Annotated in this window: 23 protein-coding genes; 20 read left to right on the top strand and 3 right to left on the bottom strand. The window is 48.7% G+C overall.

Features of this window, described 5'->3' with window-relative positions; all coding sequences use genetic code 11:
* Positions 1–72 precede the first annotated feature (72 nt).
* From ftsA to LACZS1_RS08895, 8 genes are all read left to right on the top strand, one after another.
* Positions 73–1,422 carry a cell division protein FtsA gene (ftsA, locus tag LACZS1_RS08930; protein ID WP_070651786.1) on the top strand — a complete coding sequence of 450 codons (1,350 nt, stop codon included), beginning with the start codon at positions 73–75 and terminating at the stop codon, positions 1,420–1,422.
* 24 nt (positions 1,423–1,446) lie between these two features.
* Positions 1,447–2,709: a cell division protein FtsZ gene (ftsZ, locus tag LACZS1_RS08925; RefSeq protein WP_010488656.1), complete on the top strand. Its 1,263-nt coding sequence runs from the start codon at positions 1,447–1,449 to the stop codon at positions 2,707–2,709.
* Between the two features lie 17 nt (positions 2,710–2,726).
* A complete protein-coding gene (locus LACZS1_RS08920; RefSeq protein WP_025013179.1) occupies positions 2,727–3,185 on the top strand; it encodes a cell division protein SepF in 459 nt (152 codons plus the stop codon).
* 12 nt (positions 3,186–3,197) lie between these two features.
* The gene (locus LACZS1_RS08915; RefSeq protein ID WP_010488652.1) at positions 3,198–3,485 is read left to right on the top strand and encodes a YggT family protein; all 288 of its coding nucleotides are present in this window, start codon (positions 3,198–3,200) and stop codon (positions 3,483–3,485) included.
* A gap of 6 nt (positions 3,486–3,491) precedes the next feature.
* Positions 3,492–4,271, top strand: a complete 780-nt coding sequence (locus LACZS1_RS08910) for a YlmH family RNA-binding protein (RefSeq protein ID WP_047106041.1) — start codon at positions 3,492–3,494, stop codon at positions 4,269–4,271.
* Positions 4,272–4,454: 183 nt separating this feature from the next.
* A complete protein-coding gene (locus LACZS1_RS08905) occupies positions 4,455–5,240 on the top strand; it encodes a DivIVA domain-containing protein (protein WP_070651788.1) in 786 nt (261 codons plus the stop codon).
* 247 nt (positions 5,241–5,487) lie between these two features.
* Positions 5,488–8,274, top strand: a complete 2,787-nt coding sequence (gene ileS, locus LACZS1_RS08900) for an isoleucine--tRNA ligase (protein WP_070651790.1) — start codon at positions 5,488–5,490, stop codon at positions 8,272–8,274.
* A gap of 12 nt (positions 8,275–8,286) precedes the next feature.
* Positions 8,287–8,508 (top strand): cold shock domain-containing protein, encoded by a 222-nt coding sequence (locus LACZS1_RS08895; protein WP_010488644.1) that lies wholly within the window; start codon positions 8,287–8,289, stop codon positions 8,506–8,508.
* A gap of 277 nt (positions 8,509–8,785) precedes the next feature.
* Here the strand turns inward: LACZS1_RS08895 and LACZS1_RS08890 are convergent, their stop codons facing one another.
* Complete coding sequence (locus tag LACZS1_RS08890) at positions 8,786–9,691, bottom strand: phosphate ABC transporter substrate-binding protein PstS family protein (RefSeq protein ID WP_010488642.1); 906 nt, start codon at positions 9,689–9,691, stop codon at positions 8,786–8,788.
* Between the two features lie 175 nt (positions 9,692–9,866).
* On the opposite strand from LACZS1_RS08890, the gene LACZS1_RS08885 reads away from it, so the two are divergent.
* Entirely contained in the window at positions 9,867–11,303 is a 1,437-nt protein-coding gene (locus LACZS1_RS08885) for an MFS transporter (protein ID WP_070651792.1), read from the top strand.
* Between the two features lie 113 nt (positions 11,304–11,416).
* Here LACZS1_RS08885 and LACZS1_RS08880 read toward each other — a convergent pair whose 3' ends face one another.
* Positions 11,417–12,619: a toxic anion resistance protein gene (locus LACZS1_RS08880; protein ID WP_070651794.1), complete on the bottom strand. Its 1,203-nt coding sequence runs from the start codon at positions 12,617–12,619 to the stop codon at positions 11,417–11,419.
* On the bottom strand, positions 12,616–13,278 hold the full coding sequence (locus LACZS1_RS08875; RefSeq protein WP_010488636.1) for a 5-bromo-4-chloroindolyl phosphate hydrolysis family protein: 663 nt from the start codon (positions 13,276–13,278) through the stop codon (positions 12,616–12,618). Before LACZS1_RS08875 ends, LACZS1_RS08880 begins: the two co-directional genes overlap by 4 nt.
* A 237-nt stretch (positions 13,279–13,515) precedes the next feature.
* On the opposite strand from LACZS1_RS08875, the gene LACZS1_RS08870 reads away from it, so the two are divergent.
* From LACZS1_RS08870 to recD2, 11 genes are all read left to right on the top strand, one after another.
* Positions 13,516–14,061: an NUDIX domain-containing protein gene (locus LACZS1_RS08870; RefSeq protein WP_070651795.1), complete on the top strand. Its 546-nt coding sequence runs from the start codon at positions 13,516–13,518 to the stop codon at positions 14,059–14,061.
* Entirely contained in the window at positions 14,048–14,308 is a 261-nt protein-coding gene (locus LACZS1_RS08865) for a hypothetical protein (protein WP_010488633.1), read from the top strand. Before LACZS1_RS08870 ends, LACZS1_RS08865 begins: the two co-directional genes overlap by 14 nt.
* A 66-nt stretch (positions 14,309–14,374) precedes the next feature.
* The gene (locus LACZS1_RS08860; protein ID WP_083311615.1) at positions 14,375–15,085 is read left to right on the top strand and encodes a 5'-methylthioadenosine/adenosylhomocysteine nucleosidase; all 711 of its coding nucleotides are present in this window, start codon (positions 14,375–14,377) and stop codon (positions 15,083–15,085) included.
* 13 nt (positions 15,086–15,098) lie between these two features.
* Complete coding sequence (locus LACZS1_RS08855; RefSeq protein WP_070651797.1) at positions 15,099–16,262, top strand: cysteine desulfurase family protein; 1,164 nt, start codon at positions 15,099–15,101, stop codon at positions 16,260–16,262.
* A gap of 305 nt (positions 16,263–16,567) precedes the next feature.
* Positions 16,568–16,909: a DUF1831 domain-containing protein gene (locus LACZS1_RS08850; protein ID WP_010488627.1), complete on the top strand. Its 342-nt coding sequence runs from the start codon at positions 16,568–16,570 to the stop codon at positions 16,907–16,909.
* 202 nt (positions 16,910–17,111) lie between these two features.
* On the top strand, positions 17,112–19,382 hold the full coding sequence (locus LACZS1_RS08845; RefSeq protein WP_070651798.1) for an ATP-binding cassette domain-containing protein: 2,271 nt from the start codon (positions 17,112–17,114) through the stop codon (positions 19,380–19,382).
* 193 nt (positions 19,383–19,575) lie between these two features.
* Complete coding sequence (mnmA, locus tag LACZS1_RS08840; RefSeq protein WP_070651799.1) at positions 19,576–20,709, top strand: tRNA 2-thiouridine(34) synthase MnmA; 1,134 nt, start codon at positions 19,576–19,578, stop codon at positions 20,707–20,709.
* Positions 20,710–21,236: 527 nt separating this feature from the next.
* Entirely contained in the window at positions 21,237–22,418 is a 1,182-nt protein-coding gene (locus LACZS1_RS08835; protein WP_070651800.1) for an RNA-guided endonuclease InsQ/TnpB family protein, read from the top strand.
* A gap of 177 nt (positions 22,419–22,595) precedes the next feature.
* Entirely contained in the window at positions 22,596–23,258 is a 663-nt protein-coding gene (locus tag LACZS1_RS08830; protein ID WP_070651801.1) for a histidine phosphatase family protein, read from the top strand.
* A 42-nt stretch (positions 23,259–23,300) separates the two neighbouring features.
* Positions 23,301–23,969, top strand: coding sequence for a tetratricopeptide repeat protein (locus tag LACZS1_RS08825; RefSeq protein ID WP_070651802.1), 669 nt, complete (start codon positions 23,301–23,303; stop codon positions 23,967–23,969).
* Entirely contained in the window at positions 23,956–26,424 is a 2,469-nt protein-coding gene (gene recD2, locus LACZS1_RS08820; protein WP_070651803.1) for an SF1B family DNA helicase RecD2, read from the top strand. Before LACZS1_RS08825 ends, recD2 begins: the two co-directional genes overlap by 14 nt.
* The last annotated feature ends 4 nt before the right edge of the window (positions 26,425–26,428 follow it).

Here is a 26,428-nt window from a genome sequence, read left to right as displayed (position 1 = left end):
ACACTGATGATGGCACCGTTTTAATATGAAAATTAAGTTGATTAAAAAGTTACACAAGGAGGTTCCCGATACATGGATAATCAAGGTATTTACGTTGGACTTGATATCGGAACCACCTCAATAAAAGTCATTGTTGCCGAAGCAGTACAGGGACAAATGAATGTTATTGGTGTGGGAAGTCAGCGGTCTGAAGGCGTTAGTCGTGGGGTGATCGTTGACATCGATAAGGCAGTCGCGGTGATTCAGGCGGCCGTTGCCCAAGCTGAAGACAAGGCAAATATCAAGATCGATCGGGTTGTGGCTGGCATCCCTGCCAATATGCTGCAAATTGAACAGGTTTCGGGGATGATTGCCGTTGGTGAGGAGAACAAAGAGATCTCCGACAACGATGTCCGCAGTGTTGCTGCGGCTGCCTTGGTTCGCAACCTACCGCCTGAGCGTGAAACATTATCACTGGTTCCGACCGAATTTATCGTTGACGGGTTTGACGATATCAAGGATCCTCGTGGGATGTTAGGCGTTCGGCTGGAAATGCGCGGCATCATGCTAACGGTTCCCAAAACCGTGATTCATAACACGAAAAAAGCCATTGAAAAAGCTGGGTTACGGGTTGGCGGACTGGTTATTTCGCCACTGGCGATTGGCCGGTTGGCGTTGACTGATGGCGAACAAGACTTCGGTACGGTCTTGATTGATATGGGTGGCGGCCAAAGCACAGCGGCCGTTATTCATGACCGCAAGCTCAAGTTTACATCGGTCGATCAAGAAGGCGGCGAATATATCACCAAAGATATTTCCGTCGTACTAAACACGAGCTTTACGGATGCAGAGAAGTTAAAACGTGAATACGGCAATGCTGATTCGCTAGCTACCAGCGAAGAAGAAACCTTCCCCGTAACCGTTGTCGGTAAACACGAACCGGCGATGATTTCGGAAAAATACTTATCGGAAATCATCGAAGCGCGGGTCGCACAAATATTCAAGCGTCTGAAAAAGGCACTCGATGCCGTCAACGCGCTTGAGCTACCGGGTGGTGTTGTCATCACCGGTGGCACGACGGCACTGCCAGGGGTGACCGAATTAGCACAGGATATTTTTGATCGCCCAGTCAAACGCTTCATTCCGGATGACATGGGCCTTCGCCATCCTTCATTTACGGAAGGCCTAGCACTGATTAAATATGCTGCTCAAATGACCGATATTGAAATGCTGGTTTCCAGCGTTCTGCCGACACCGTTTATGGTTGACGGCGCGCAGATACCATCATCGTCACCATCACCGGCACCGCAAAAACAGCCAGAACAAACCGCTGCTTCGGAAGGCCAACGTCTCGTCAAGCGCAAGCCCGACAAGCAGACAGACAAAACCAAGTCTAAGGAGCCATCTGCCTTGCGCCGGTTCTTTGGTAATTTCTTTGAATAAATCTCGATTCTAGGAGGAACACGAATGGATTTTCAAATGGACGCACAGAGTGAAAAAGGCGCCAACATCAAAGTTATCGGTGTTGGCGGTGCGGGTGGCAATGCCATTAATCGCATGATTGCCGAAGACGTTAAAGGTGTTGAATTTATCGCTGCCAATACCGATTTACAGGCGCTGAATGCCAGCAACGCAGAAACCAAGATCCAGCTTGGACCGAAATTGACGCGCGGCTTGGGCGCCGGTTCCAATCCGGAAATCGGACAGAAGGCTGCGGAAGAAAGTGAAGAGGCGATTGGTGCCGCATTACAAGGTGCCGATATGATCTTTGTCACGGCCGGCATGGGTGGGGGCTCCGGTACCGGTGCAGCGCCGATCGTAGCTAAAATTGCCAAAGACCAAGGTGCTTTGACGGTTGGGGTGGTTACCCGACCATTCACCTTTGAAGGGCCTAAGCGGGCCAAAAACGCCACTGAAGGCATTGCTCAGCTGAAGGAACATGTCGATACGCTGGTCATTATCGCCAATAACCGGTTGCTTGAGATCGTGGACAAAAAGACCCCGATGCTTGAAGCATTCCATGCAGCGGATAACGTCTTACGTCAAGGGGTTCAGGGCATTTCCGATCTGATCACCAGTCCTGGATACGTTAACCTCGATTTTGCCGATGTTAAAACCGTGATGGCCAACCAAGGTTCCGCCTTGATGGGAATCGGCAGTGCCACCGGCGAAAACCGGACGGTCGAAGCGACAAAAAAGGCGATTTCCAGTCCATTATTGGAAGTCAATATCAGCGGGGCCAAACAGGTGTTGCTGAATATTACAGGCGGACCGGACCTCAGTTTGTTTGAGGCACAGGATGCTTCGCAAATTGTTGCCGATGCTGCCAAAGACGACGTTAACATCATTTTCGGAACTTCCATCAATGAAGAGCTTGGTGATGAAGTCGTTGTGACCGTCATTGCCACTGGTATTGAAGAAGAAGACCAGCGTCGTGAAAGCTCACGGCGGCCGGCTGCACAAACCCGGGGTGCTGATCGCGACAAAGGGAATGATGCTTATCGCCCGGCATTTGCAGGCAGCGATCAGCATGACGATCAGTCAGCGCAGAGTGACGATCCATTTGGCAATTGGGATTTGCGGCGCGAGCCAAGTAAACGACAAACACCAAGTTCCGATGACATGAACAATGTGAAAAAAAAAGATTTTGATATTTTTGAAAATCAAACCAATGCAGACGATGCCGGAAGCGACGACCAGCCGCCGTTCTTTAAGCGTCGGCGTCAATAGTCAGGAGGTCATGGAACATGGCGTTTGGTAAGTTAGGCGAAAAATTCAACAACTTCTTTGCCATGGATGATGATGAAGATGATTATCAGGACCAAGAAGACGAACAGACGCAGGCAGCGCAGCCGGAGGATCGGGATGTGAATCATTACCGCGGTAATAAGGTCGTCGCGATGGCTGCACCGACCGGGAAGGCTGCTAAGATTGTGGTGTTTGAACCCAGAATTTATTCAGATGCCAAGGAGATTGGCTCGCATCTATTGAATAATCGGGCGGTCGTTATTAATTTTGATCGGATTGGCGCAGATGATGCCAGACGGATTGTTGATTTTCTGACGGGCACGGTCTACGCGATTAATGGTGAGATTAAGCGGATCGGTGAGTCGATTTTCTTGGTTACGCCAGCCAATTTTGAAATTGACGGCTCCTTAGCCAGCACCATTGATTCTGACGGTTTGAATCTTTCATCACAACACTAAACGAGGTGTCAAGTGTTCAATTTTCTGTATGCATTATACCGAGTCGGTGACTGGGCGATTTACTTATACATGATCATGGTGTTTGTTTACATTCTGATTTCATGGTTTCCTAACGCTCAAGGGACGGCGATTGATCGCTTCCTGGAACGGTGGGTTGATCCGTTTTTAAGTATTTTCCGGCGGTTCATTCCCGCAATTGCCGGGTTGGATCTTTCTCCGATCCTGGCGTTCTTCGTGCTTTCGCTGATTAAGTTCGGCTGGTCGCGTTTATTCCTGATACTCGTTCAATTAATTGGGTGACAAATCATGGACGCCATCTATCAACATTTTCGAAAAGACGAAGCAGCACTGATCGACCATTTCGCTGAATTAGTCGAAACGGCTCGGACCGAGTATCGCGCTGTTTTGACTGATTTTACCGATCCCCGACAGCGTTTAATCGCTGACAGTCTGATCAGTGCCCACGATGACATGAAACTCATGCATTTTGGCGGATATCCGCATGCTGAGCGCCAACGGTTGATTTTTGCACCGGATTATTATGAAGCACAACCGGATGATTTTGACATTCGCTTGTTGCAGATTGTGTATCCGGAAAAGTTTGCCGAGATGCATCATAGTACGATTCAAGGAACATTATTAAACGCCGGACTGGATCGCGATGTTTTTGGCGATATCATTACTGACGGGCAAACGTGGCAATTCTTTGTGGCCGCCCACATGGAAGACTGGGTCATGAGCAATATCACGAAAATCGGCCGTGTCGGCGTTCACTTTACCGACTATCCGTTAGATCAGGCGGTCACTCCCGAGAACGACTGGGAACCGATCGACTTTTCAATCAGTGCGTTGCGACTCGATACGGTTGTGGCGCATGGTTTCAATATGTCGCGACAACGCGCCAAGGTTTTGATTCAAGGCGGAAAAGTCCGGTTGAATTTCGGTGAAACCGAGGCGCCGGACGCTGAAGTTGCGACGTCGGATATCATCTCGGTTCGCGGTTTCGGCCGCTTGCGACTGGATGCGATTCTTGGTGAAACCAAAAAAGGTAAGTTGCGTGTGTCAGCGGCGGTTATTCATAAATAAGGCTGAGCGCGAGCTGGCGCGGTTAGAAGCCGAAGTGTAAGTGGCCTTGGGCGCGATGGCGGGTTTTTGCCATTGCAACCAAGGTCCTTACACGCAGGCTTCTGCGCCAGGGAGCGCGTTAAGGGAAGTGCGAACCGCGCAAGAACCAAGCTGGCGCTCATCTATACAAGGAGGACGAATTTCATGGCTTTAAGTCCACTGGACATTCATAATAAAGAATTTAGCAGTAAAATGCGCGGTTATGACAAGGATGAAGTGAATGATTTTCTTGCCCAGATCGTTAAAGATTACAGCAGTCTGATTAAGGACAATGAAGGACTTAAAAAGGAACTGGCAGATGCCAAGGAAAAGGTTCGGTATTTTACGGACATGAAGGAAGCCTTGAACCAGTCAATCATTGTGGCGCAAGAGAGTGCTGAGAAAGTCAAAAATAGTGCGCATCAGGAAGCTGATCTGATCAAGCAACAAGCACAGCAGGATGCCCAGGCGATTCTGAATCGGGCGAAATCCGATGCCGATCAAAAGATGCACCAGGCGCAGGCGCAAACGGAGCAGACGTTGCATGATGCGGAGCTGAAACGGCAAAATATTTCCGTTCAGACCGAGGATCTCAAACGCCAAAGCCGGGTTTTCCGCCAGCGATTAGAGGTCATGCTAGAATCGCAGCTTGAAGTTGTGAAGAGTCCGGAGTGGAAAGAATTGCTTTCCAGTTCACCTGAAGCCCCGGATACCACGGACCCAAGTCAGGAATCACTTGACAATTCGCCAGCTGGTTTCGTAAACTCTAAGGGAGCAGCTTCCGGTGCCGATGCCTACACGGAGATTATTTTCCCAGATGATCAAAGTGCAACCTCAAGCTCAGCAAATGCTGAAGCGACACCGGCTGATTCAGCGACTGCCGAATCGGAATCAGAGTCAAGTGAATCGAACAGTGACGATTCTGATGCTACAACCGATCAAAATGTCTAAAAACGTATGAACACGCGTCGTTTAGCGGTCCCCTTTGCAGCGAACCAGGAATTAGGTGTGAGCCTGGCAAGTACCGCTTGATGATATCAGTTCGCAGTTGTCTCGCCGATTCAATAAGCGGGACCGGTTGATCACCGTTAAGCAATCACTGAGGGGGACTTGTTCCCTGAAGTTAGGTGGTACCACGTTTGCTCGTCCTAATATAGGGCGGGCTTTTTTCATTCAATCAACAAAAGGAGCGGGACACGTGAAAATTAAAGATACGTTGAATATGGGGAAGACAACTTTCCCGATGCGCGCCGGATTACCAAAGAACGAACCGGTTTGGCAGAAAAAGTGGGACGAAGATCATGTTTATGAGCAGCGGCAGAAGTTAAACGAAGGCAAACCGACCTTCATGTTGCATGATGGGCCACCTTTTGCCAATGGGAATATCCATATGGGCCATGCCCTGAATAAGATCAGTAAGGATATTATCGTTCGGTATAAGTCCATGAACGGCTTTCGGGCTCCGTATGTTCCCGGCTGGGATACGCATGGACTGCCGATCGAACAGCAATTGGCCAAACAAGGGGTCAAACGCAAAGAGATGTCCATGACGGATTATCGGGAGTTGTGTCGGCAATTTGCCATGAAGGAAATTGATAAGCAGCGGACCGATTTTAAACGGTTAGGTGTCATGGGTGACTGGGAACATCCATACATTACGCTGCATCATGCCTATGAAGCCAGCGAGATCCGGGTCTTCGGGGCAATGGCGAAAAAAGGCTACATTTACCATGGTTTGAAGCCGGTTTATTGGTCATGGTCATCTGAGTCGACGTTGGCCGAAGCCGAAATCGAATATCATGATGATAAATCACCGTCGATTTATGTTGCGTTTCCGGTAGTTGACGGCAAGGGCTTGTTGGATCAGGATACGTCGCTGGTTATCTGGACAACCACGCCTTGGACCATTCCGGCCAATTACGGCATTGCGGTTAATCCGCGGTTTGATTATGTTCAGGTCCAAGTTGGTGACCACAAGTATGTTGTGGCGGCTGAACTGCTTGACCGCGTCGCCGAAGAAATCGGTTGGGATCAGCCTAAGATTCTCAAAACTTTCAAAGGCACTGCTATGGACAAAATGACGGCTAAGCATCCTCTGTATGATCGTACGAGCTTGGTTATGGAAGCTGACCACGTCACGCTTGACGCTGGGACCGGCTTGGTTCATACCGCTCCTGGACACGGGGAAGATGACTACAAAGTCGGCATGAAATATGGCTTGCCTGTGATTTCAGTCGTGGACGCCAAAGGTTACATGAACGAAAATGCGCCGGGATTTGAAGGGGTCTTTTATGATGATGCCAATAAGCTCATCACCAAAGCCTTGACCGAAAAAGGCGCACTGTTGAAACTGGATTTCTTCACCCATAGTTACCCGCATGATTGGCGGACCAAAAAGCCGGTCATTTTCCGAGCCACAACGCAATGGTTTGCTTCAATTGAAGCTTTCCGTGATCAGATTTTGAAGGCAATTAATACAGTTGACTTCAAGCCTGGCTGGGGTAAGACCCGTCTATATAACATGATTCGTGATCGTGGTGACTGGGTCATTTCCCGTCAACGTGCATGGGGGGTTCCGCTCCCGATTTTCTACGCTGAAGATGGCGAACCGATTATCGAAGAAGAAACCATTAACCATGTCGCCGATCTGTTTGGCAAATATGGCTCCAATATTTGGTTTGAACGCGAGGCTAAGGATCTTTTGCCGGAAGGGTACACGAACCCGCATAGCCCGCATGGCCAATTTACCAAAGAAAAGGATATCATGGATGTCTGGTTCGACTCAGGTTCATCGCACCAGGCAGTCTTAGCTCAACGTCCGGAATTAAGCTTCCCAGCTGATCTGTATCTGGAAGGATCCGACCAGTATCGCGGTTGGTTTAACTCTAGCTTGATTACCAGCGTTGCCGCAACCGGGGTCGCCCCATATCGCGGCATTCTGTCTCAAGGCTTTACGCTTGATGGCAAGGGTCGGAAAATGAGTAAAAGCCTAGGCAATACCATTGTGCCTGCCACAATTGAAAAGCAGTTTGGCGCCGAGATCATTCGGCTGTGGGTCGCAACCGTGGACTCTTCGTCTGATGTCCGCGTTTCGGTTGACAATTTTGCCCAGACGTCTGAGGCTTATCGTAAAATTCGCAATACGTTGCGATTTATGGTGGCTAATACCGGTGATTTTGATCCGCAAAAGGATGCCATTGCGTATGACGACCTCGGCTCCGTTGATCGTTATCTCATGGTTCGGCTCAACCAAGTCATTGCTAAGGTCAAGGCGGCTTATGATGTCTACGATTTTGCGACGGTTGAAAAAACCATTAGCAGTTTCCTAGTCAACGATCTGAGTGCCTTTTATCTCGACGTTGCCAAGGATGTGGTTTATATTGAGGCCCAAAACGATCCTAAGCGGCGGAGCATGCAGACAGTGATGTATACTGCTTTGCTAGATTTGACGAAGTTGTTGACGCCGATTTTGCCGCATACAGCGGAAGAAGTTTGGCCGTATCTGAAACAGGATACTGCTTACGCTGCCTTGTCTGACATGCCGGACGTCACGCATTTTGACGACGAGGATCAGTTACTCGACATTTGGTCAGCATTCATGGATTTCCGTTCCGAAGTGCAAAAGGCGCTTGAAGTTGCGCGCGATAACAAGGTCATTGGTAAATCGATGGAAGCAGCAGTCACGGTGTATCCATCCGGGCCGGTTCGTGACATGTTGGATGATGTTGAAGCTAATGTGATGCAACTGTTGATCACCAGTCACTTTGAAGTTGCGCCAAGCGATGCCAAAGCGCCAGCCAATGCTGAACAGTTTGAGGATATGGCAGTGGTTGTGACCCACGCTAAAGGGGAAGTATGCCCACGTTGCCGGATGGTTCGGACTGATATCGGCACCGACCCTAAATTGCCGGAATTATGCAGTCGCTGTGCCGCCATTGTTGAAGCCAACTACCCTGAAGCAGTTGCAAACGGGTTTGACAAATAAGCAGGTGACAGCATGCAAGGACGAGTTAAAAATTTCAATGTCGACAAAGGCTATGGTTTTATCGAGGCCGATGGTCAGCCGGATATCTTCGTTCATTTTTCGGCGATTAATGAACCCGGTTTTAAAAGTCTGACACCGGGCGAACTGGTTGACTTTGTTATCGTGGAAGGTCCCCGTGGCCCTCAGGCTGCCAATGTGACGGTTCATCATGAGGCGGATCATTCAGACGATTAAGGACCGGCAGATATGACGCTGCCACAATCATTTAATTAAAAAAATCAGCATGAGCCGCAAACTTTGGGCATGCTGATTTTTTGTTGTTCAAAAGGCCAATCACCACTGGCGCATTTTCCACTATAACGCGTTTGCGACCGCGTGAATGGCCCTCATGAGAACAAAAAAAGGAACGCACTTGCAATCGTTGCAATACGTTCCTTTTATTTTAGGGGTCATGAATGATGACCGAGTTCTTTGTATACAGCCTGTTTGTATGGTAGAAATATGGAGCAGGTTACTTGTTGACTTCTTCGATTTTGCCGTCGTACGTGCGGGCAACGGTCATTTTGGTGATGGGGATGTAACCCAGCTTTGGAACCAGCGTCTTTTGAACATTCTTTGATTGAATGTAGTTGATGAACGCTGCGGTTGAAGCATTAGGCTTACCCTTGGTGTACATGTGCTCGTAAGCCCAGATTTTCCAGGTGTTGGTTGTAACGTTCTTGTCAGTTGGTTGCACCTTGTCCAGTGCGAGCTTTTGGACGCCATCTTTAATTGCCGAGAAGGCTAGATAGCTAATCGCACCAGGCGTTGAGGAAACCATCTGATAAACGGTACCGCTAGAATCCTGTTCCTGACTGGTCTTGACTTTGTCCGTCTTGATACCGAACTGTTCAAAGGTGGCACGGGTACCGGAGCCTTGTGCACGGTTAATCAAGACAATTTGTTGATCTTTACCGCCAACATCTTTCCAGTTAGTGATTTTGCCTTGGAAGATATCGACCAGCTGCTGGGTTGTAATGTTTTTAACGCCGGCATCTTTGTTAACAACCGGGGCAATGGCAACCACCGCGACCTGATGATCAACCAGATCGCTGGCCTTCAAGTCTTTCTTTTCCTGAGCGAAAATGTCTGAATTGCCGATGGTGACCGATCCAGCCGCCACCTGACTTAATCCGGCACCGGAACCGCCGCCTTGAACGGTGATTTCGGCCTTAGGATTGTCGGTTTGATATTGCTTAGCAGCCTGCTCAACCAGCGGCTGTAGGGCTGTGGACCCAACGGCAAGGATTTTACTTTGCTTCGCTGGTGCCGCGCTTGACGAGCTTGAACTGCTGGCGGATTTCGACCCGCAACCCGTTAATACCAAAGTGGCAGTTAAGGCCACGGTCAAACCGACTAACAACTTCGAATGCTTCATTACTTTTCCCTCCAATACTTGAATAACTTAAGGATAAAGAATGAGTGTAAAGACTTCGCCACTTTGATGTAAAGAATGCGTTTTGCTTTTGTAAATAAGGTGTAGGTTCCTTTGAAAAAGTAACAAGATTCGGCGTATAATGGTGCAGCTAGGCGTTTTAGAAGGAGCGGAAAATGTGAAAAATTACATTGATAACCAAAAAGTCCAGAAAAACCGGTGGTGGATCATCACGGCCATCGGGATGTTTACCATCATGTCGACACTGGATGGTTCTATTGTCAACATTGCGTTGCCGGTGATGAGTCGAGATTTGAAAATCCCAATGAATCAGGCTGAATGGGTTGTGTCCATTTATCTGATGATGATCTGCGGACTGCTTTTATTTTTCGGAAAATTAGGCGACTCGATTGGCAAGATCAAAGTATTTCGTATCGGGATGGTGCTGTTTCTCATCGGTTCATTGTTTGCCGGTTTTAACAATAGTTTGGCCTTGTTGCTGGCGGCGCGGATTGTGCAGGCAACTGGCGCATCCATGACGATGGCGAATAACAACGGGATCGTGACAGAAATTTTTCCGATGAACGAACGTGGGCGTGCCTTGGGTCTCATCGGGTCGTTTGTTTCCATTGGTGCGATTGCCGGACCTGGGATTGGCGGGTTGATTTTGGGGCAACTGCCGTGGGGCTATATTTTTTGGATCAATATTCCAATCGGCATTGTTGCGTTGATTCTCGGATCCGTTGTTTTACCGAAGGATTTACCCAGCAAGCGAGTTCCGATTGACTGGGCAGGCTTCATCAGCTTCTTAGGGTTTATTCTGGCGCTGTTCATGGGTATTTTTCTGGGTCAGGAGCGTGGTTTTACGGATCCGGTGATTCTTGCCTTGTTCGTCATCGCAATGATCGCTTTGGCTGCTTTTATTCGGATTGAAAATCATAAGACCGATCCGCTAGTTAGCTTTAAGTTATTTCGGAATAGCGCGTTTACGTTAAGTTTGTTATCGGCTTTCTTTATTTTTGTGACGAACTTCTTCTTTAATGTGATTTCGCCATTTTATTTACAGAATGCGCGCGGGTTATCACCGGAAAAGGCTGGCTATCTGCTGATGATTTTCCCGATTGTCCAGGTGATTGTGGCACCGGTGGCTGGTTCAATTGCCGACCGCATCGGTCCTTACCGAATTACCATGGTGGGGTTGTTGTTCATCGTAGGCAGCCAAGTCGGCTATGCGTTATTCAATTTGCAGACGTCATTTGTTTTCGTGGCATTGATGATTGGCTTAGTTGGGTTTGGTAATGGCCTGTTCCAGGCGCCGAATAATACGGTCGTGATGTCGAGTGTGGCACCGCAAGATCTTGGAATTGCAGGCGGATTGAATGCATTGGCACGTAATTTAGGTATGGTTGTCGGTATTTCGACGGCAACGACGGTTTTGTTCTCCTCAATGAGTCACACAGCCGGGCGGAAGGTAACAACTTATCTAACCGGTCGGCCTGATGTCTTTATCGCAGGGATGCACGTGTCGTTTTGGGTCGCAACCGGTCTATGCCTCTTAGCCTTGGCGCTGACAGGGTATCGGATGTGGCAAATTCGTGGCGTTGGCGATGCTTAGTCAGGGAAGCCCATTCAACTGAAAATTGGCGGGAAACGAGCCAAAACAAAAAGTCCGTGATGACGAAATCACGGACTTTACGCTATTCAAGGTTAATTAAGAATTTAGACCCATTAAACGTGCGGCGTGACGTCTTTTGGATTTTGATTATCCATATCGCCGTGGGTATAATTTAGCAGTTGCTGCTTAAGTTCGCCTTCCATTTGGACAAGTTGTTTTTCGGCATTCTGACGCTTGACGCGACCATCTTGCTGAATCTGCAACGTCTGCTTCAAGGTATCGATCAGATCGTTTTGTGTCTGTGTCAGCGTTTCGATATCGACAACGCCACGTTCATTTTCTTTGGCAGTTTCAATTGAGCTGATCTTCAACATCTCACTGTTCTTCTTAAGCAAATCGTTGGTCGTTTCTGAAACCTGGCGCTGTGCCGTGACCGCATTTTTCTGACGCAAAAGGGTGAGGGCAATGGCCACCTGGTTTTTCCATAAAGGAATGGCAGTATTGACACTGGCTTGGATTTTTTCTGCTAGTGCCTGATTGGTGTTTTGAATCAGGCGAATTTGCGGGGCCTGCTGAATGGTGATTTGCCGCGCCAACTGCAGATCGTATGCGCGTTTTTCCAAACGGCTGGCGAACTGCCGCAGATCATTGACTTGCTGAATTGCCATTTGGTCATTAGCTGCTTCAGCGGCCTTGGCTGCTTCAGGAATCGTTTTATCATTTAATTCGGCCAGCTTCAGGTTCGCCGCTTCAATGTAAATATTCAAGGCATCAAAATACGCCTTGTTTTGGTCATAAAGCTCGTCTAAAAGCTTGTTATCGTTTAACAAGCCTTGTTGTGACGTTTCGAGCCGGTTGGCAATCGTATCGATTTGGGCACCGATTTTTTGGTACTTTGCGGTGATTTCATAGATGGATCGCTTGACACGGCCAAAAATTTTGCGGAAAATATTGTTATTTTCTGCTTTGAGTTCGTCAGGATTGGCTTCATTTAGACGCGTCATCAGGCTGGTTAAAGCGTCACCAACGGCACCGGTATCTTGGCTTTGCACCTTTGTCAGCATGTTTTGGGAGAAAACGCCAAGCTGTTTTTGGGCGTCGGCACCGTAGTTTAAGACCGTTTCGCCTTTGGTGACATCAATTTTGCTGGCCAAGTCCTGCGCTTTGGCTTCTTGTTCCGGGCTCAGTTTTGGCTTAGCTGTTGCTGCCTCGGGGATTTTTGGGGCCGCATCGCTTGCGCCGGATGAGGTGCTGAAGGGATCCGCTAATAGGTCATCGGTCAAATTTGTTTGTTTATCGTCGCTCACGTTGGTCACTCCGTTTCATGCATCTTATTAGGATCAAGGTGTTTCTTGGCAAGGCGGACATCGCTATCCAGGTCATCCAAGTCATCTTTAATGAAGGCTTGATAATCGGTACGGATCTTGCCCGCCATCCCGGTCATCGTTTCAAAAGCTTTATCTAACGTTTCGTAGGTATCAGCCGTTTTGACTTCATGGTGTGTGATTTGGGCGTATTTCTGCATTAAATCCAACAGATTCGGGACCTGTTGATAGACAAAAGTGCCGGCGTCTGTCAGCCGCTGCGGAGCTTGCACCAGCGCCTCGAAATAAGCATGCAGCAAATCGATCAAATCGGTATTAAGTGTGAGCGCACGAAGCTTTGGCACTTGCTTGGTCAATGCTTCAATGGTCCGAATTTGATCGGCAAGTTCAGCCATGGTCTTTCTAAAAAGTTTGATTTCTTCATCACTTAATCCGGAAGCCGCATAGTGTTCAGCCATTTTTGGATCCAAACTTGGCAGACTGGTGGATTTTGGCTTCGGCCGGCTTAGTTCACCGATAAAGCGGGCGAAGGCAAACACAACGCCGACAAAAACAGCGATTGCCCAACGCCCGGATAAGGCACCTAATACCGCACCCATGGCGGCCCAGAGTATGATTCGCCAAATGCGAATACGTTTGCTTGTGGCCACGAGATCACTTCCTCTTTCGTTTGAGTTTAGTTTAGCACAGTCCTATAGGTTGACTATCAGCCGGAAGTTGGATATTCGCAAATTTTTTGTTAAGATCAAGCATTGCATCGTTTGCTGGTGTAAGCTGATGACATGATCTTTCATAAAAGTAGTGTTTGGCAACGTTTTGAGTCGGTTGACGGTTCATTGATAGATGGCTTGGCACTTATCCATGAGTAGGACGAGGAGGTGGCTGCGATGGAGGAAAAACCAATTGCACAACAACGGGTATTTACGGGTGAATTGGTAGCAGTAGATGAACTGACGGTTAAACTGGCCGATGATCAGACAGCTAAGCGGGAAATCGTGCGTGCACAGCCGGCTGCGGGCATTTTGGCGTTGAGAAGACACCAAGCCTTGTTTGTCAGTCAATTCCGGTCAACTGTTGGCCAGGCAACGCTGGAAATTCCAGCAGGTAAGATCCACCAAGGCGAGATGCCACTGGCTGCTGCCCAACGCGAATTAAATGAAGAAACCGGTTTAGAAGCGTTGAATTGGCAGCCGCTTGCCAGTTATTTTCAATCACTTGGCTTTTCGGATGCGACCATGGCACTTTTTTTGGCTCGCGAATTGACCCCCGCTGATCAGCGCCTGCCGCAAGATGCCGATGAATTTGTGAACAGTCATTGGCTAACCTTTGATGAAGCCCAACAAGCAGTCGATGATGGCCGAATTTGTGACAGTAAGACGTTGTTAGCCTTGTTTTATTGGCAGCAGCAGGAGGAACAGCATGGCAGAAGTTAACACGCGTAAAGCCTACCGTGAAGCCCAGAAGAAAAAGAAGCAGGAAGCTCGTGATCGCGAAGCCAAACGGGTTGAAGTGGAAAAAGAATACGCCCGGCAGACGCGGGACAAGCCAGAGGTTAAGGCGGCACGTTTTGATGAAATCACGTTTCGTAAAGTGAATAGTCTCAAGAAGCGGCTGAATTGGGCGATTGGCATTGTCTTTGGATTGATTGTGATTGTCTTTTTGGTTCTTTATTTTGGCTAAGGGATGTATCGAACCTACGAGGTGTGAAAATAGCGTCATATTTGATAGAGAGAACGAGGGGATTTTTTGATTAAAGTCGGTGTGATTTGTGCGATGGAAGAGGAAATTCGCACGTTGTTGGCGCGGCAAACCCAGCAAAAAGAGACGGTTATTGCCAGTCAACATTATTTTGAAGGTAAAATCGGCGATGTCGATGTGATTTTGGTACAATCCGGCATTGGCAAGGTGCAAGCCGCGATGACAGCGGCATTGCTGTTGGCGACTTATAAACCTGACGTTGTCATTAATACCGGTAGTGCCGGTGGCATTGGCCACGACTTGGCGATCGGCGATGTGGTTATTTCCAGTGGCGTGGCTTATCACGATGTGGATGCTACGGCCTTTGGCTACTTGCCGGGGCAACTTCCGCAACAGCCACAGATCTTTGAAGCAGGCATGTCATATGTGACGCAAATTCAAACAGCGGCTGCGGCAACTGGTTTGACGCCTAAAGTAGGCTTGATTGTATCGGGGGACCAATTTATTAACGGGAAAGAAGCCATTGCCCGTATTTTGAAAACCTATCCGCAGGCACTTGCCAGTGAAATGGAAGGTGCGGCAGTCGGCCAAGTTGCCAAAGAGTTCCACACGCCATTTGTTGTGATTCGCGCCATGAGTGACGTGGCCGATGAGCAATCCGGGGTTGATTTTGACAAGTTTGTGATTAAAGCAGGTGAGCAAAGTGCCGCGATGTTGTTGCAGTTCTTTGCCCATTTACAGGCATCTCAGCATGACTAGGAGCTGATTTTTTATGCAACATATTTATCTTGATAATGCCGCCACAACGCCAATGGCACCTGAAGTCATTCAGACGATGACGGATCAAATGCAACATGATTTTGGTAACGCTAGCTCGACGCACTGGTTTGGGCGGGAAGCACATACGGTGATGGACAAAAGTCGAAAAATTCTGGCTGATTCGATTCATGCGCAACCCAGCGAGATGGTGATCACCAGTGGCGCCACCGAAAGCAACAATACGGCAATCACCCAGACAGCGCATGCCCGCGCTGCTTTGGGAAAGCACATCATTACAACTGCGATTGAACATCCCTCGGTCTTGCAGCCATTGAAGGCACTTGAAAAAGAAGGATTCCGGGTTACCTATTTGCCAGTTGACGAAAATGGGCGCATTCGGCTAGCAGATTTTGACGCGGCCTTGGATGATGATACGATTCTGGTTACGATCATAATGGGCAACAACGAAGTCGGTAGCCGCATGCCGATCACTGAAATCGGCGAACGGCTGGTTGATCATCAAGCTTGGTTCCACACAGATGCCACCCAGGCATATGGATTACTGGATATTGATGTCAAAGCCCAGCACATTGATATGTTGAGTGTGTCCGCGCACAAAATCAACGGACCAAAGGGGATCGGCTTCTTATATCGCGATCCCAAAGTGCAATTTCCATCATTGCTAAAAGGCGGCGAGCAAGAACTCAAACGCCGTGCAGGCACCGAAAATATTGCCGGTATCGCCGGTTTTGCAAAGGCCGTTGAGCTGATCACTTCTGAAGAAAAGGCAAAGCGCCAGACCAAATATCTTGGCTTCAAGAAACAAATCATGAACGCTTTAGATGATGCCGATATTCCTTACGCAATTAATGGCGATATCAGACCTGACAATGTCAATCATGTTTTCAACTTATGGCTGAAGGGCATTTCCACCTATGCCTTACAAACCAACCTCGATTTGGCTGGTGTGGCTGTTTCAGGCGGGTCTGCCTGCACGGCGGGGTCGCTGGAGCCTTCGCACGTCCTGACCGCAATGTTTGGTGCGGATAGCCCGCGGTTGGGCGAATCAATCCGTATTTCATTTGGGGCACAGACCACTCAGGAAGATATTCAAGCCTTCATTGATACGCTACTGCCGATTGTGCAACGGCTGGCTGCTAAACAAGCCGCACAGTAGCCGCATGATATGCTAAACTTAATGTTAGTAAAGCGTGTTCACGCTCATATTAACGCGTTCGCCGGCGCAGAAACCTGCGTGTAAGGACCTCTGTCGCAATGGCCTAAGTTCGGGCATCACGCCCGAGGCCACTTACACTCCGGTTTCTAAACGCGCCGGTTCACGCTCACACATTAATGCGTTCGCCAGCGCAGGAGTCTGCGTGTAAGGACCTTGGTCGCAATGGCAGAGACCGCCATCACGCCCAAGGCCACTTACACTCCGACTCCGAGCGCGCCGGTTCACGCTCAGGAGGATGTTTCACAATGGCATTAGCACCCACAGGATCTGCGCAAGGCGATCCGAAGACTTATCGAATTGGTTCAGAGTTGAAACGGTTCACGTTGATCGATCTTGGCTTTGTTCAGACCAAGAATGGCAATTTTCAGTTGCAACGGTCTCTGGATCCTAACTCACCGTACACGACGGCGAATAAGCTCAAAATGACGGTGGCGAAGAACCTGGACAAGTTTCAACTTGATGTAACTACTGGGAACGGCCTAAAGGCGATTAACATTTTTAAAAACGACCGTACAAAAGAAAATGTTGAACAGTATCAGTACTGGGTTAACAATTTAATTGAACGCGGCGTTATTGAACCTAAGTAATCGGGTTTGAAACCAGCAGTAATCTTCTTGTGTGAGGAGATTGCTGCTTTTTTCGTTGAGCATGAATGATTGAATCGCCGTGATGGTCATGTCTGCAAATCAAAAGTGCTAAGCTGGTATTATTAAAAGTTTTTTTAGCGTAAGCCGGCGCGTTGTGATGAGCGCGCAGCAGCAAGCACAAGAATTGTTAGGAGGACGCCGAATGTTCGAACACGGCTTCATCGAAGTGCATAACGCCAATCAGAATAATCTGCAACATGTGAATATTAAAGTTCCAAAGTACGCCATTTCCGTTTTCGTTGGGCGTTCTGGATCAGGCAAGTCGTCGTTGGTCTTTGACACCATCGCGGCTGAATCGCGCCGGGAACTAAACGAAACCTTTCCGAGCTTTACCCAGCAATATCTGCCCAAGTATGGCCAGCCTGATGTCGGTTCGATTGACCATTTACCGGTCGCCATCGTGGTTGAGCAAAAACGAATCGGGAAAAATGCCCGGTCAACCCTAGCTACCTATACCGGGATTTATTCACTTTTACGGTTGTTGTTTTCTCGGATTGGCAAACCTTTTATCGGCTATTCGGACACTTTTTCATTCAATCTGCCACAGGGGATGTGTCAAACCTGTCAGGGACTCGGCTATGTCGATGATATTGACGTTAAAAAGTTGATCGATCCGAACAAATCATTAAACGAAGGGGCTATCACATTCGTCAGCTTTGGGCCGGATACTTGGCGGTGGCGGCGCTATGCCTATAGTGGGTTGTTTGACAATGATAAGCCGTTGCGGGATTACACACCGGAAGAAATGAAATTATTGTTATATGCGCCACAGCAGACGCTCAAACATGCGCCTGCCAAGTGGCCACGAACGGCGCTGTATGAAGGGGTTGTGCCTCGCATCAAGCGGTCGATTATTGGCAAAAAAGAAGCGGAGCACCATAAGGCAGCACTTGCTGAAATCGTGACGCGCAAACCCTGCCCTGCATGCCATGGCACGCGCCTGCGTCCGGAAGTGTTGACCTGCCTCATCAATCAGACCAATATTGCGCAGGTCCTAAAAATGGATCTGGTCAATGTGCGGGAGTTTTTGAAGAAAATTCAGGTCCCCTTGGCGCAAGATGTGATTCGCGAACTGCTACGGAAAATCGATGCTTTGATTGATATCGGGCTAGGTTACCTTTCATTAGATCGGCCGACAGAAACACTTTCCGGCGGTGAGACCCAGCGCATCAAAATCGCTAAATTCCTGACCAGCGCCTTGGTTGACATGGTTTATATTCTTGATGAACCCAGCGTCGGCCTCCATCCGCATGACATTGAATTAATTAAGCGGGCACTAGTGCGGTTAAAGCAAAAAGGCAACACGATTTTGATTGTCGAACACAATCCGGCGTTAATTGCATTAGGCGATTACATTGTCGAAGTCGGTCCCGGTGCCGGCACAACCGGTGGCCAGATCACGTTCACCGGCACTTATCCGCAGTTGCTGGCTAGCCAGGCGCTCACTGGGCGACTGCTTAAACAGCGACTGACGTTTCGCAAGCCGCGGCCAGCCAAGACAACGCTGGATTTGCCCCACATTCACCGGCACAATCTGAAAGACGTCCACGCCGTTATTCCCCTGGGTATCGAAACCGTGATTTCCGGAGTCGCCGGATCAGGTAAAAGTACGCTGGTCAGCGCATTACGCGATCATCTGACGGTGCCATACATTGATCTGGCGCAGACCGACATCGGCGCCAATATTCGCTCGACGCCGGCAACTTACCTGAAAATTCTTGACCCGATTCGCAAAGTTTTTGCTCACGCTAACCATGTTGGCAGCAGTTGGTTTAGCTACAACGGTCGCGGCGCCTGCCCACGATGCAAAGGTAAAGGTGTGACGATCACGAATATGGCCTTCATGGATCCGGTTGTCTCCGTCTGCGAACAGTGCCACGGGCGCCGTTATAACGATCAGGCACTGAGTTACACCTATCACGGCCAAAATATTGCCGACGTGTTACAAATGCCGATTGCCAAGGCGCAAACCTTTTTCGCTGAAACAAGTGAGATTGCCAAGCCGCTACGGAATATGGCGCGCGTGGGACTTGATTACCTAACACTCGGTCAGCCGCTGACAACGTTGTCAGGTGGGGAAAAGCAGCGTCTCAAGCTGGCGGTTGAATTAAACCGCACTGGCGAAGTTTACTTACTTGATGAACCGACAGCCGGCCTCCACTTACAGGACATCACCAAATTGTTGCGCTTGTTTGACGATTTGGTGGCCGCCGGAAATTCGCTGATCATTGTCGAACACAACTTGCAAGTCATCAGTCAGGCAGACTGGTTAATTGATATGGGTCCTGATGCTGGCATTTATGGTGGGCGGATTTTATACGCCGGAACCCCGGAAGCTAGTATGCAGGTCAAGCAATCCCGAACCGGCCAGGCATTGCGACAATATAACGAAGCCCCGGAACGGCGGGCATAATGCCAGAAACGAGATGGCCGAAGCCTTTTAATCGCCACATCGCGCCCGATTGATTAAAAAAAACTTGGTCCACTTTAACCCAAAAGTCGGAAAAGGCTTGTGCAGAGCTGTGCTTGCTATCTTTTTGTGGCCTGCTATAATAACACTTACTGGAATTCGACCTTCAAATCGGATATCTCCAGAATCTGATGAAATGATGGTGATTGTTTTGGACAATTCCAACACCCGAGTTGTTGTCGGCATGTCCGGCGGCGTTGACTCCAGTGTCACGGCGCTTTTGCTGAAGCAACAGGGATATGATGTTGTCGGTGTCTTTATGAAAAATTGGGATGACACCGATGAAAATGGCGTTTGTACGGCGACCACGGACTACGAAGATGTCGCTAAGGTAGCAAGTGAAATCGGGATCCCTTATTACTCGATCAATTTCGAAAAAGAGTACTGGGACCGGGTTTTTCAGTATTTCCTAGACGAATATAAAGCCGGCCGGACACCGAATCCCGATGTTATGTGCAACAAGGAAATCAAGTTCAAGGCATTTTTGGACTATGCTGAGCAGTTAAATGCGGACTACATTGCGATGGGTCATTATGCGCAGGTGAAGACCGATGAGGATGGCGTGGTTCACATGTTGCGTGGAGCTGATGGCAATAAAGACCAGACGTATTTCTTGAGTCAGCTCTCCCAGGATCAGCTTAAGAAGTCAATGTTTCCGATTGGCCACCTGCAGAAGCCGGAAGTACGTAAGATTGCGGCTGCTGCAGGACTTGCTACAGCGAAGAAGAAAGACTCGACCGGAATCTGCTTTATCGGTGAGCGCAACTTCAAGCAGTTTCTAAGTACCTATCTGCCAGCGCAGCCCGGTAAGATGATGACCGTTGACGGTGTCGAGATGGGCACCCATGACGGGCTGATGTATTATACGATCGGTCAGCGTCAGGGACTTGGTATTGGCGGCAATTCGCAAAATTCCGAGCCTTGGTTTGTTGTTGGCAAAGATTTAGACAAGAATATTCTTTACGTGGGCCAAGGCTTTGATAATCCTGCCTTGATGGCCACAAGCCTCAGTGCGTCAAACATTAATTGGACAACCGGAGAGGCGCCGGCAGAAGGCACCCACATGACCGCAAAGTTCCGTTATCGCCAGCGCGACACGGGCGTGACGATCCACTATCATGATGACGGCACCGCCACTGTCGACTTTGACGAGCCGGTTCGCGCTATTACCCCCGGCCAGGCCGTTGTCTTTTATAACGGCGACGAGTGCTTAGGCGGCGGCACCATTGATGCAGCATACGCCCACACGAATGAGTTGCAGTACGTTTAGTAACGAGTAATGACCGATTAGAAAAGCTTCAGCCTTGGAGATGCTTGTCGTCTCTAGGGCTGATTTTTTTTTTGAGCGTGAGCCGGCGCGCTTAGAGTCGGAGTGTAAGGACCTTGGGCGTGATGGCGCTCTTTGCCATTGCGACCAAGGTCCTTACACGTAGACTCCTGCGCCGACGAACGCGTTATGTTACCACTTGCCGGTTTTGATCCATCTCTGAGTGTGCTTGATATTTATGGCAAAAATACTGATAATGAAAAGGTTAAGACGTAAAAGGAGGATGTTAACAGCACTCAAATATGTCGAATAATATGGAATCAAGCGGTACAACATGGACAGAATAATTAAGTGGAAGCTGTTCGTGTGTTCAAACCAAGCTATTCTGCGAAATATCATTGACAAGAACCTGAATCGGTACTGTATGATGGTTCTTACCAAAGTTCTGCAGCTAGCATTAGTTTGAACGCTTACTCTGAGCTTCCTCTCAAGTGGCGTTTAACCAGCTGATCGAGAGGAGGTGACAACTTTTGATTAAAACGCATAAGATCAAACTCTATCCCAATGCAACCATGCGGCGCGAACTGGAGCGATTGTTTAATTATCGCCGGTTTTGCTGGAATCAAGCCCTTGAGACTTGGAATAGCATGTATGATGCTTCTCTGGTAATGGCGGATAAAACGCTGCGACCAAATGAGCGCAAGGTCCGCGATGAACTGGTTTGGGACAAAGCTGACTGGCAGTATGAACAGTCAGCCCGAGTTTTACAGCTTGCGGTAAACGATTTAGGTAAGGCTTGGAAGAACTACTTCAATCCGAAGATGCCAGATCATGGTAAGCCCAACTGGAAATCTAAAAAACGATCGCGCAAAACATTCAAAACAGATCGCGCGCAACTTGTGAATGGCAAGTTACGTTTAGATAAACCTCATGGTGCTGGTGCCTGGTATGACATCAAACTAGCCGAGCAACCGCGCTGGCAGGGCGAACTGAAACAAGTTTGTGTCGTTCAGGACGCTGACGGTTACTATGCTTCCTTTTCAATTGAGGTTCAGACCTCTGTTGAAAGGCGACCAGTTTTAACTGTCACTGGGGTTGATGCCAACATCGGCAAGTTTGACTATCAAACAGCAACTGGCTATGCCACTCAACCCACCTTACCTGAGCGATTACCAAGAATTTATGCCCGCATTGCTCATTATCAGCGGCAATTAGCTCGCAAACGGAAAGTAAACCCCAAGCATTTTAACTCCAAGGCTTATCGCACAACGAGAACCAAGTTGAAGCGTCAGTACCAACGAGTTGAACGGATTCAAACGGATTTGCTGCAAAAGTTTACGACGAAGCTTATCACTGATTATGACCTCATTGGGATTGAGGATCTGGATAATCGCCATATGCGCATGAATAAACGGCTCGCGAAGAACCTGCATCGGTCATTGTTTGGTAAGTTTAAAATGATCATGCAATACAAGGCCGACTGGTATGGGAATACGTTAGTGTTAGCGGATCGATTCTACCCCAGTACGCAACGTTGCTCCCGCTGCGGTTATGTGAAAACCGCTGATGAACGGGTCACACTAAGTGGCAACTTGAAACATCGGACTGGTCATGATGACTACCACTGTTACCAGTGTGGCGTGAAGTTGCGGCGAGACGAAAACGCGGTTGAAAATCTAATTGCTTATGCAAAATCAAAGGTTACGGGGTAGGCTATACCCTTAAAGTTCAGGAGGCGGTCACTGTCGGGCTGATTTGTTTCAGTGTGGGAATACCGTTGTTGACGGGACTAAATGAAATGTAAGATTGTCAATCAAGAAAGGAAATATATAAAACCTTTATTGGTGTCAAAGAGACATTCTTCCACGTTTTATATAGCAGTGCGGCTCGTGACCAAATTATATTTTGTACGCCATGGCAAAACCGAATGGAATAATCAAGGACGTTATCAAGGCGCAAATGGGGACTCCCCGTTGCTTCCGGAAAGTTTTGAGCAAATCAAGGCATTAGCCGAATATTTGCATGGCATTCCTTTTGCCCACGCCTATGTGAGTCCGCTCAAACGTGCGCGGGTGACGGCGCAGACTTTAATCAAAGATTTAAATGAAACAATTCCACTAACGGTTATGCCGGCGTTGCGCGAATTCAACTTGGGCAAAATGGAAGGCATGACGTTCAGTGACGTTGCCAAGCATTTTCCGGAAGAGCTACATGCTTTTCGGCATGAACCGGCTGCTTATGATCCACGAAAAATTCATGGCGAGTCGTTTCCCCAGCTGATCAATCGCGCCATTCCGGCCATTGTTGCGACGGTTGCAATGGATCGAACCGGTGAGGCCAATTTGTTGTACGTCAGTCATGGCGCCGCGTTGGCTGCAGTCATTCAAAGCTTGCTGGGGACGCCATTAGCCGAGATTCGCAAAGACGGTGGCCTTACAAACAGCAGCGTGACGATTTTACAGGCAGATGGACCAAGTTTGCCGTTTAAATTAATCGACTGGAACGAGACCGGTTTTTTACCGGAACCGCCAAAACCAACCGACACCATTTGATTTTTGACACAGCATGACCACGATATGAGTAAAGAGGTTGTTATGGATTCAGATATTTTAACCGCATTTAACCAAGGAAAACACGAAGAAGCCATTCATGCAGCAGTCAAAGCCATTGATGCTGCGCCGAAAGATCCTAAGCGCTATGCCATGTTGGCAACAATGCTCATCAGTTTGAAAGCTTTGGATCAGGCGGGTGAACTCCTTGCCAAAGCCCGCAACCTTTTCCCGACTGATATTGAACTCCAATACACGGCCGGCTTATTTGCCTATGCACAGGCGGATTATCCAGCCGCAGCAGCCTGGTTTGCCAAGTGTCGCAAGGATAAGCATCTCAAAAACGATGCCACCTATATGTTGGCGTTGAGTTACCAACAAGCAGGCCAAACCAAAAAAGCCCTCGCATTTGCTCTCACGGCCCATGAATTGGCGCCTAGACAAACCGACGCGGCCTTACTTGCAGCTGATTTATTGTTGGCCGCCCAGGCATTTGACGCGGCAGCCGACATTTTGAAGCCGTTGCTTGACGACAAACAACCGCAAATTCTGTTTACTTATGGCATGGCGTTAAGTGCCGCTGGCAAAGATGGCAGCCATTATCTGGATGAAGCCAAGCGACTCGATCCGAAGGGTTATGATCAAAAGGCCAGCGCCGTCGCCGACATCAACCGGTTTTTAAAGCTACAGGAGGGTCATGATGGACAGGCATGAGGATAGTGTCACCGGCCGGGTCAAAAGCATTTTCTTTCAGAATCCAACGAATTTTTTTAAAATTCTCCTGATTGATATTACGGCTACGACCATCACCTGGACCGAACCGGATATTGTCGTGACCGGAACATTTGGTGACATCAAGGAAGACGAAACTTACACCTTTACCGGTCATGTGATTAACCATCCCAAATATGGTCAACAGTTTCAGGCAGACAATTATCACGTGGATCAACCAACCAATAAAACCGGTTTGATCAATTACCTGAGTTCCGATAAGTTTCCGGGCATCGGGCCTAAAACTGCCGAGAAGATCATTGATAAGCTCGGAGTGGATGCGATTAATCAGATTCTCGACGACCCGGCATCGCTTGAGGGACTTGGCATCACCGCTGCAAAGCGAAAAATGCTGGTTGAAAATCTCAAGACGAATCAAGGCATGGAACGCGTCATCATCGGATTGAATGATTACGGCTTCACCAGTAACATGGCGGGGCGGATTTATCAGCAATACAAAAATGACGCTCTTGAGGTGATTAAACAAAACCCGTATCAACTCATCAATGATATTGCCGGTATTGGGTTTACCCGCGCGGATCAAATTGCCGCCAAACTGAACATTGCACCGGATTCGCAATTGCGTCTCGGCGGCGCCGTCATGGACACGCTGCAACGCCTGACCGATGGTGAAGGGGACACTTTTGTCGAACTGCGCACACTGGTTACCCAGACACTTGATTTGTTAGAGCGGGCACGGAATATTGCAGTTAAGCCGGATGACGTTGGTCAGGCCATTGTGACCCTAGCTAAAGATAATGAGCTGGTCGCTGAAGGTAAGCGGATTTTTCCTAAACGGCTCTATGATTCAGAGTGGCAGATTGCCCGTCAGTTGAAGGGATTAGCCGAAGCAGGCGCGAAGGCTGAAGAACCTGAGCTGCCAGATATTGAAAAAACGTTAGCGGAAGTGCAGGCAGACACCGGCATTGCCTACGATGATGTCCAAAAAAAAGCAATTGTCACGGCTTTACGCTCGCCGATTTTCCTGTTGACTGGCGGCCCCGGTACCGGAAAAACGACCGTGACAGATGGTATCGTTCGCACTTATGCGCGACTACATGACCTTTCGTTAGATGCCAATCAGTATAACTCGGATGATCCATTTCCAATCATGTTGGCAGCACCGACTGGCCGCGCAGCTAAACGAATCAGTGAGACGACGCAGTTACCGGCTAGTACCATTCATCGGTTATTGGGACTGGGCGTAGATACGCAGGATTTTGCGCCTAATGATCTGCCGGATGGGCTATTGATTATTGATGAAATGTCGATGGTCGATACGTATTTATTTCGGACGCTGTTAACCGCGCTTCATCCCGGCATGCAGATTGTGCTGGTGGGGGATAAAGACCAGCTGCCAAGTGTAGGCCCGGGTCAGGTTTTTGCGGATCTTTTACGCAGCGGCGCATTGCCACAAGCCGCTTTAACCCATATTCATCGCCAGGACGCCGATAGTTCGATTATTCCGTTAGCTCATGCGGTGAATGCCGGCAAACTTCCTGACGATTTCACGCAACCGCAAGTGGATCGCAGTTTTTTGGCATGCACGCCTAGCCAAGTGCCGGAAGTCGTGGGTCAGGTCGTGAAGCGGGCTGCTGTTAAGCAGTTTTCGATCGCCGACATTCAGGTTTTGGCGCCAATGTATCGCGGAACGGCGGGAATTGATCGCCTCAATCCAATGCTGCAGAATATTTTAAATCCTAAACGTAGCGCGCGGACCAAAACCGTTCATTTTGGCGACACCGAGTATCGAATCGGTGATAAAATCCTGCAGTTGGTCAATGATCCTAATCAGAATGTCTTCAATGGCGAAATCGGCCAGATTGTCGGGATTACGTTAGCAAAGGAAGCACCTAGCAAAACCGATGAGCTGACGATTGACTTTGACGGCAATGAGATCACCTATAAGCGTAGCGATTTTAGCAAAATCACGCTTGCCTATGCGACATCGATCCACAAAGCTCAAGGGAGCGAATTTCCGATGGTGATTTTGCCGTTAACCTTGCAAAGTCGCCGAATGTTGCGGCGAAACTTACTCTATACCGCCATTACCCGGGCAAAGTCATTTCTGATTCTGGTTGGCGAACTAGCGGCTTTTGAAACGGCGGTTGGTGAAGTGGCCGTCAATCGGCACACGGGGTTGGTTCAGCGGTTGCAGCAGGTGTTTGACATCGAAGGATCACAAATGGCTGTTGAAGAAGCTGCGGAGCCACAACCAGCTTTGCCGCAACAATCTGTACAAATTGACACAAATGGTTCCGACTCGGATAATGAAGTTAGGCCTGCCAAAACGGCGCCTCACCAGTTAACGCCAGCGTTGGCAGCCTCGCAGAAAATTGATCCAATGATTGGGATGGATGGTATAACCCCGCAAATGTTTATGACGAAGGAGAATTAATTTT

The sequence above is a fragment of the Lacticaseibacillus zeae subsp. silagei genome, assembly GCF_030770335.1.
In the GTDB taxonomy this organism is placed as follows: Bacteria; Bacillota; Bacilli; order Lactobacillales; family Lactobacillaceae; genus Lacticaseibacillus; species Lacticaseibacillus zeae.
This window is presented reverse-complemented; position numbering and strand designations above follow the sequence as displayed.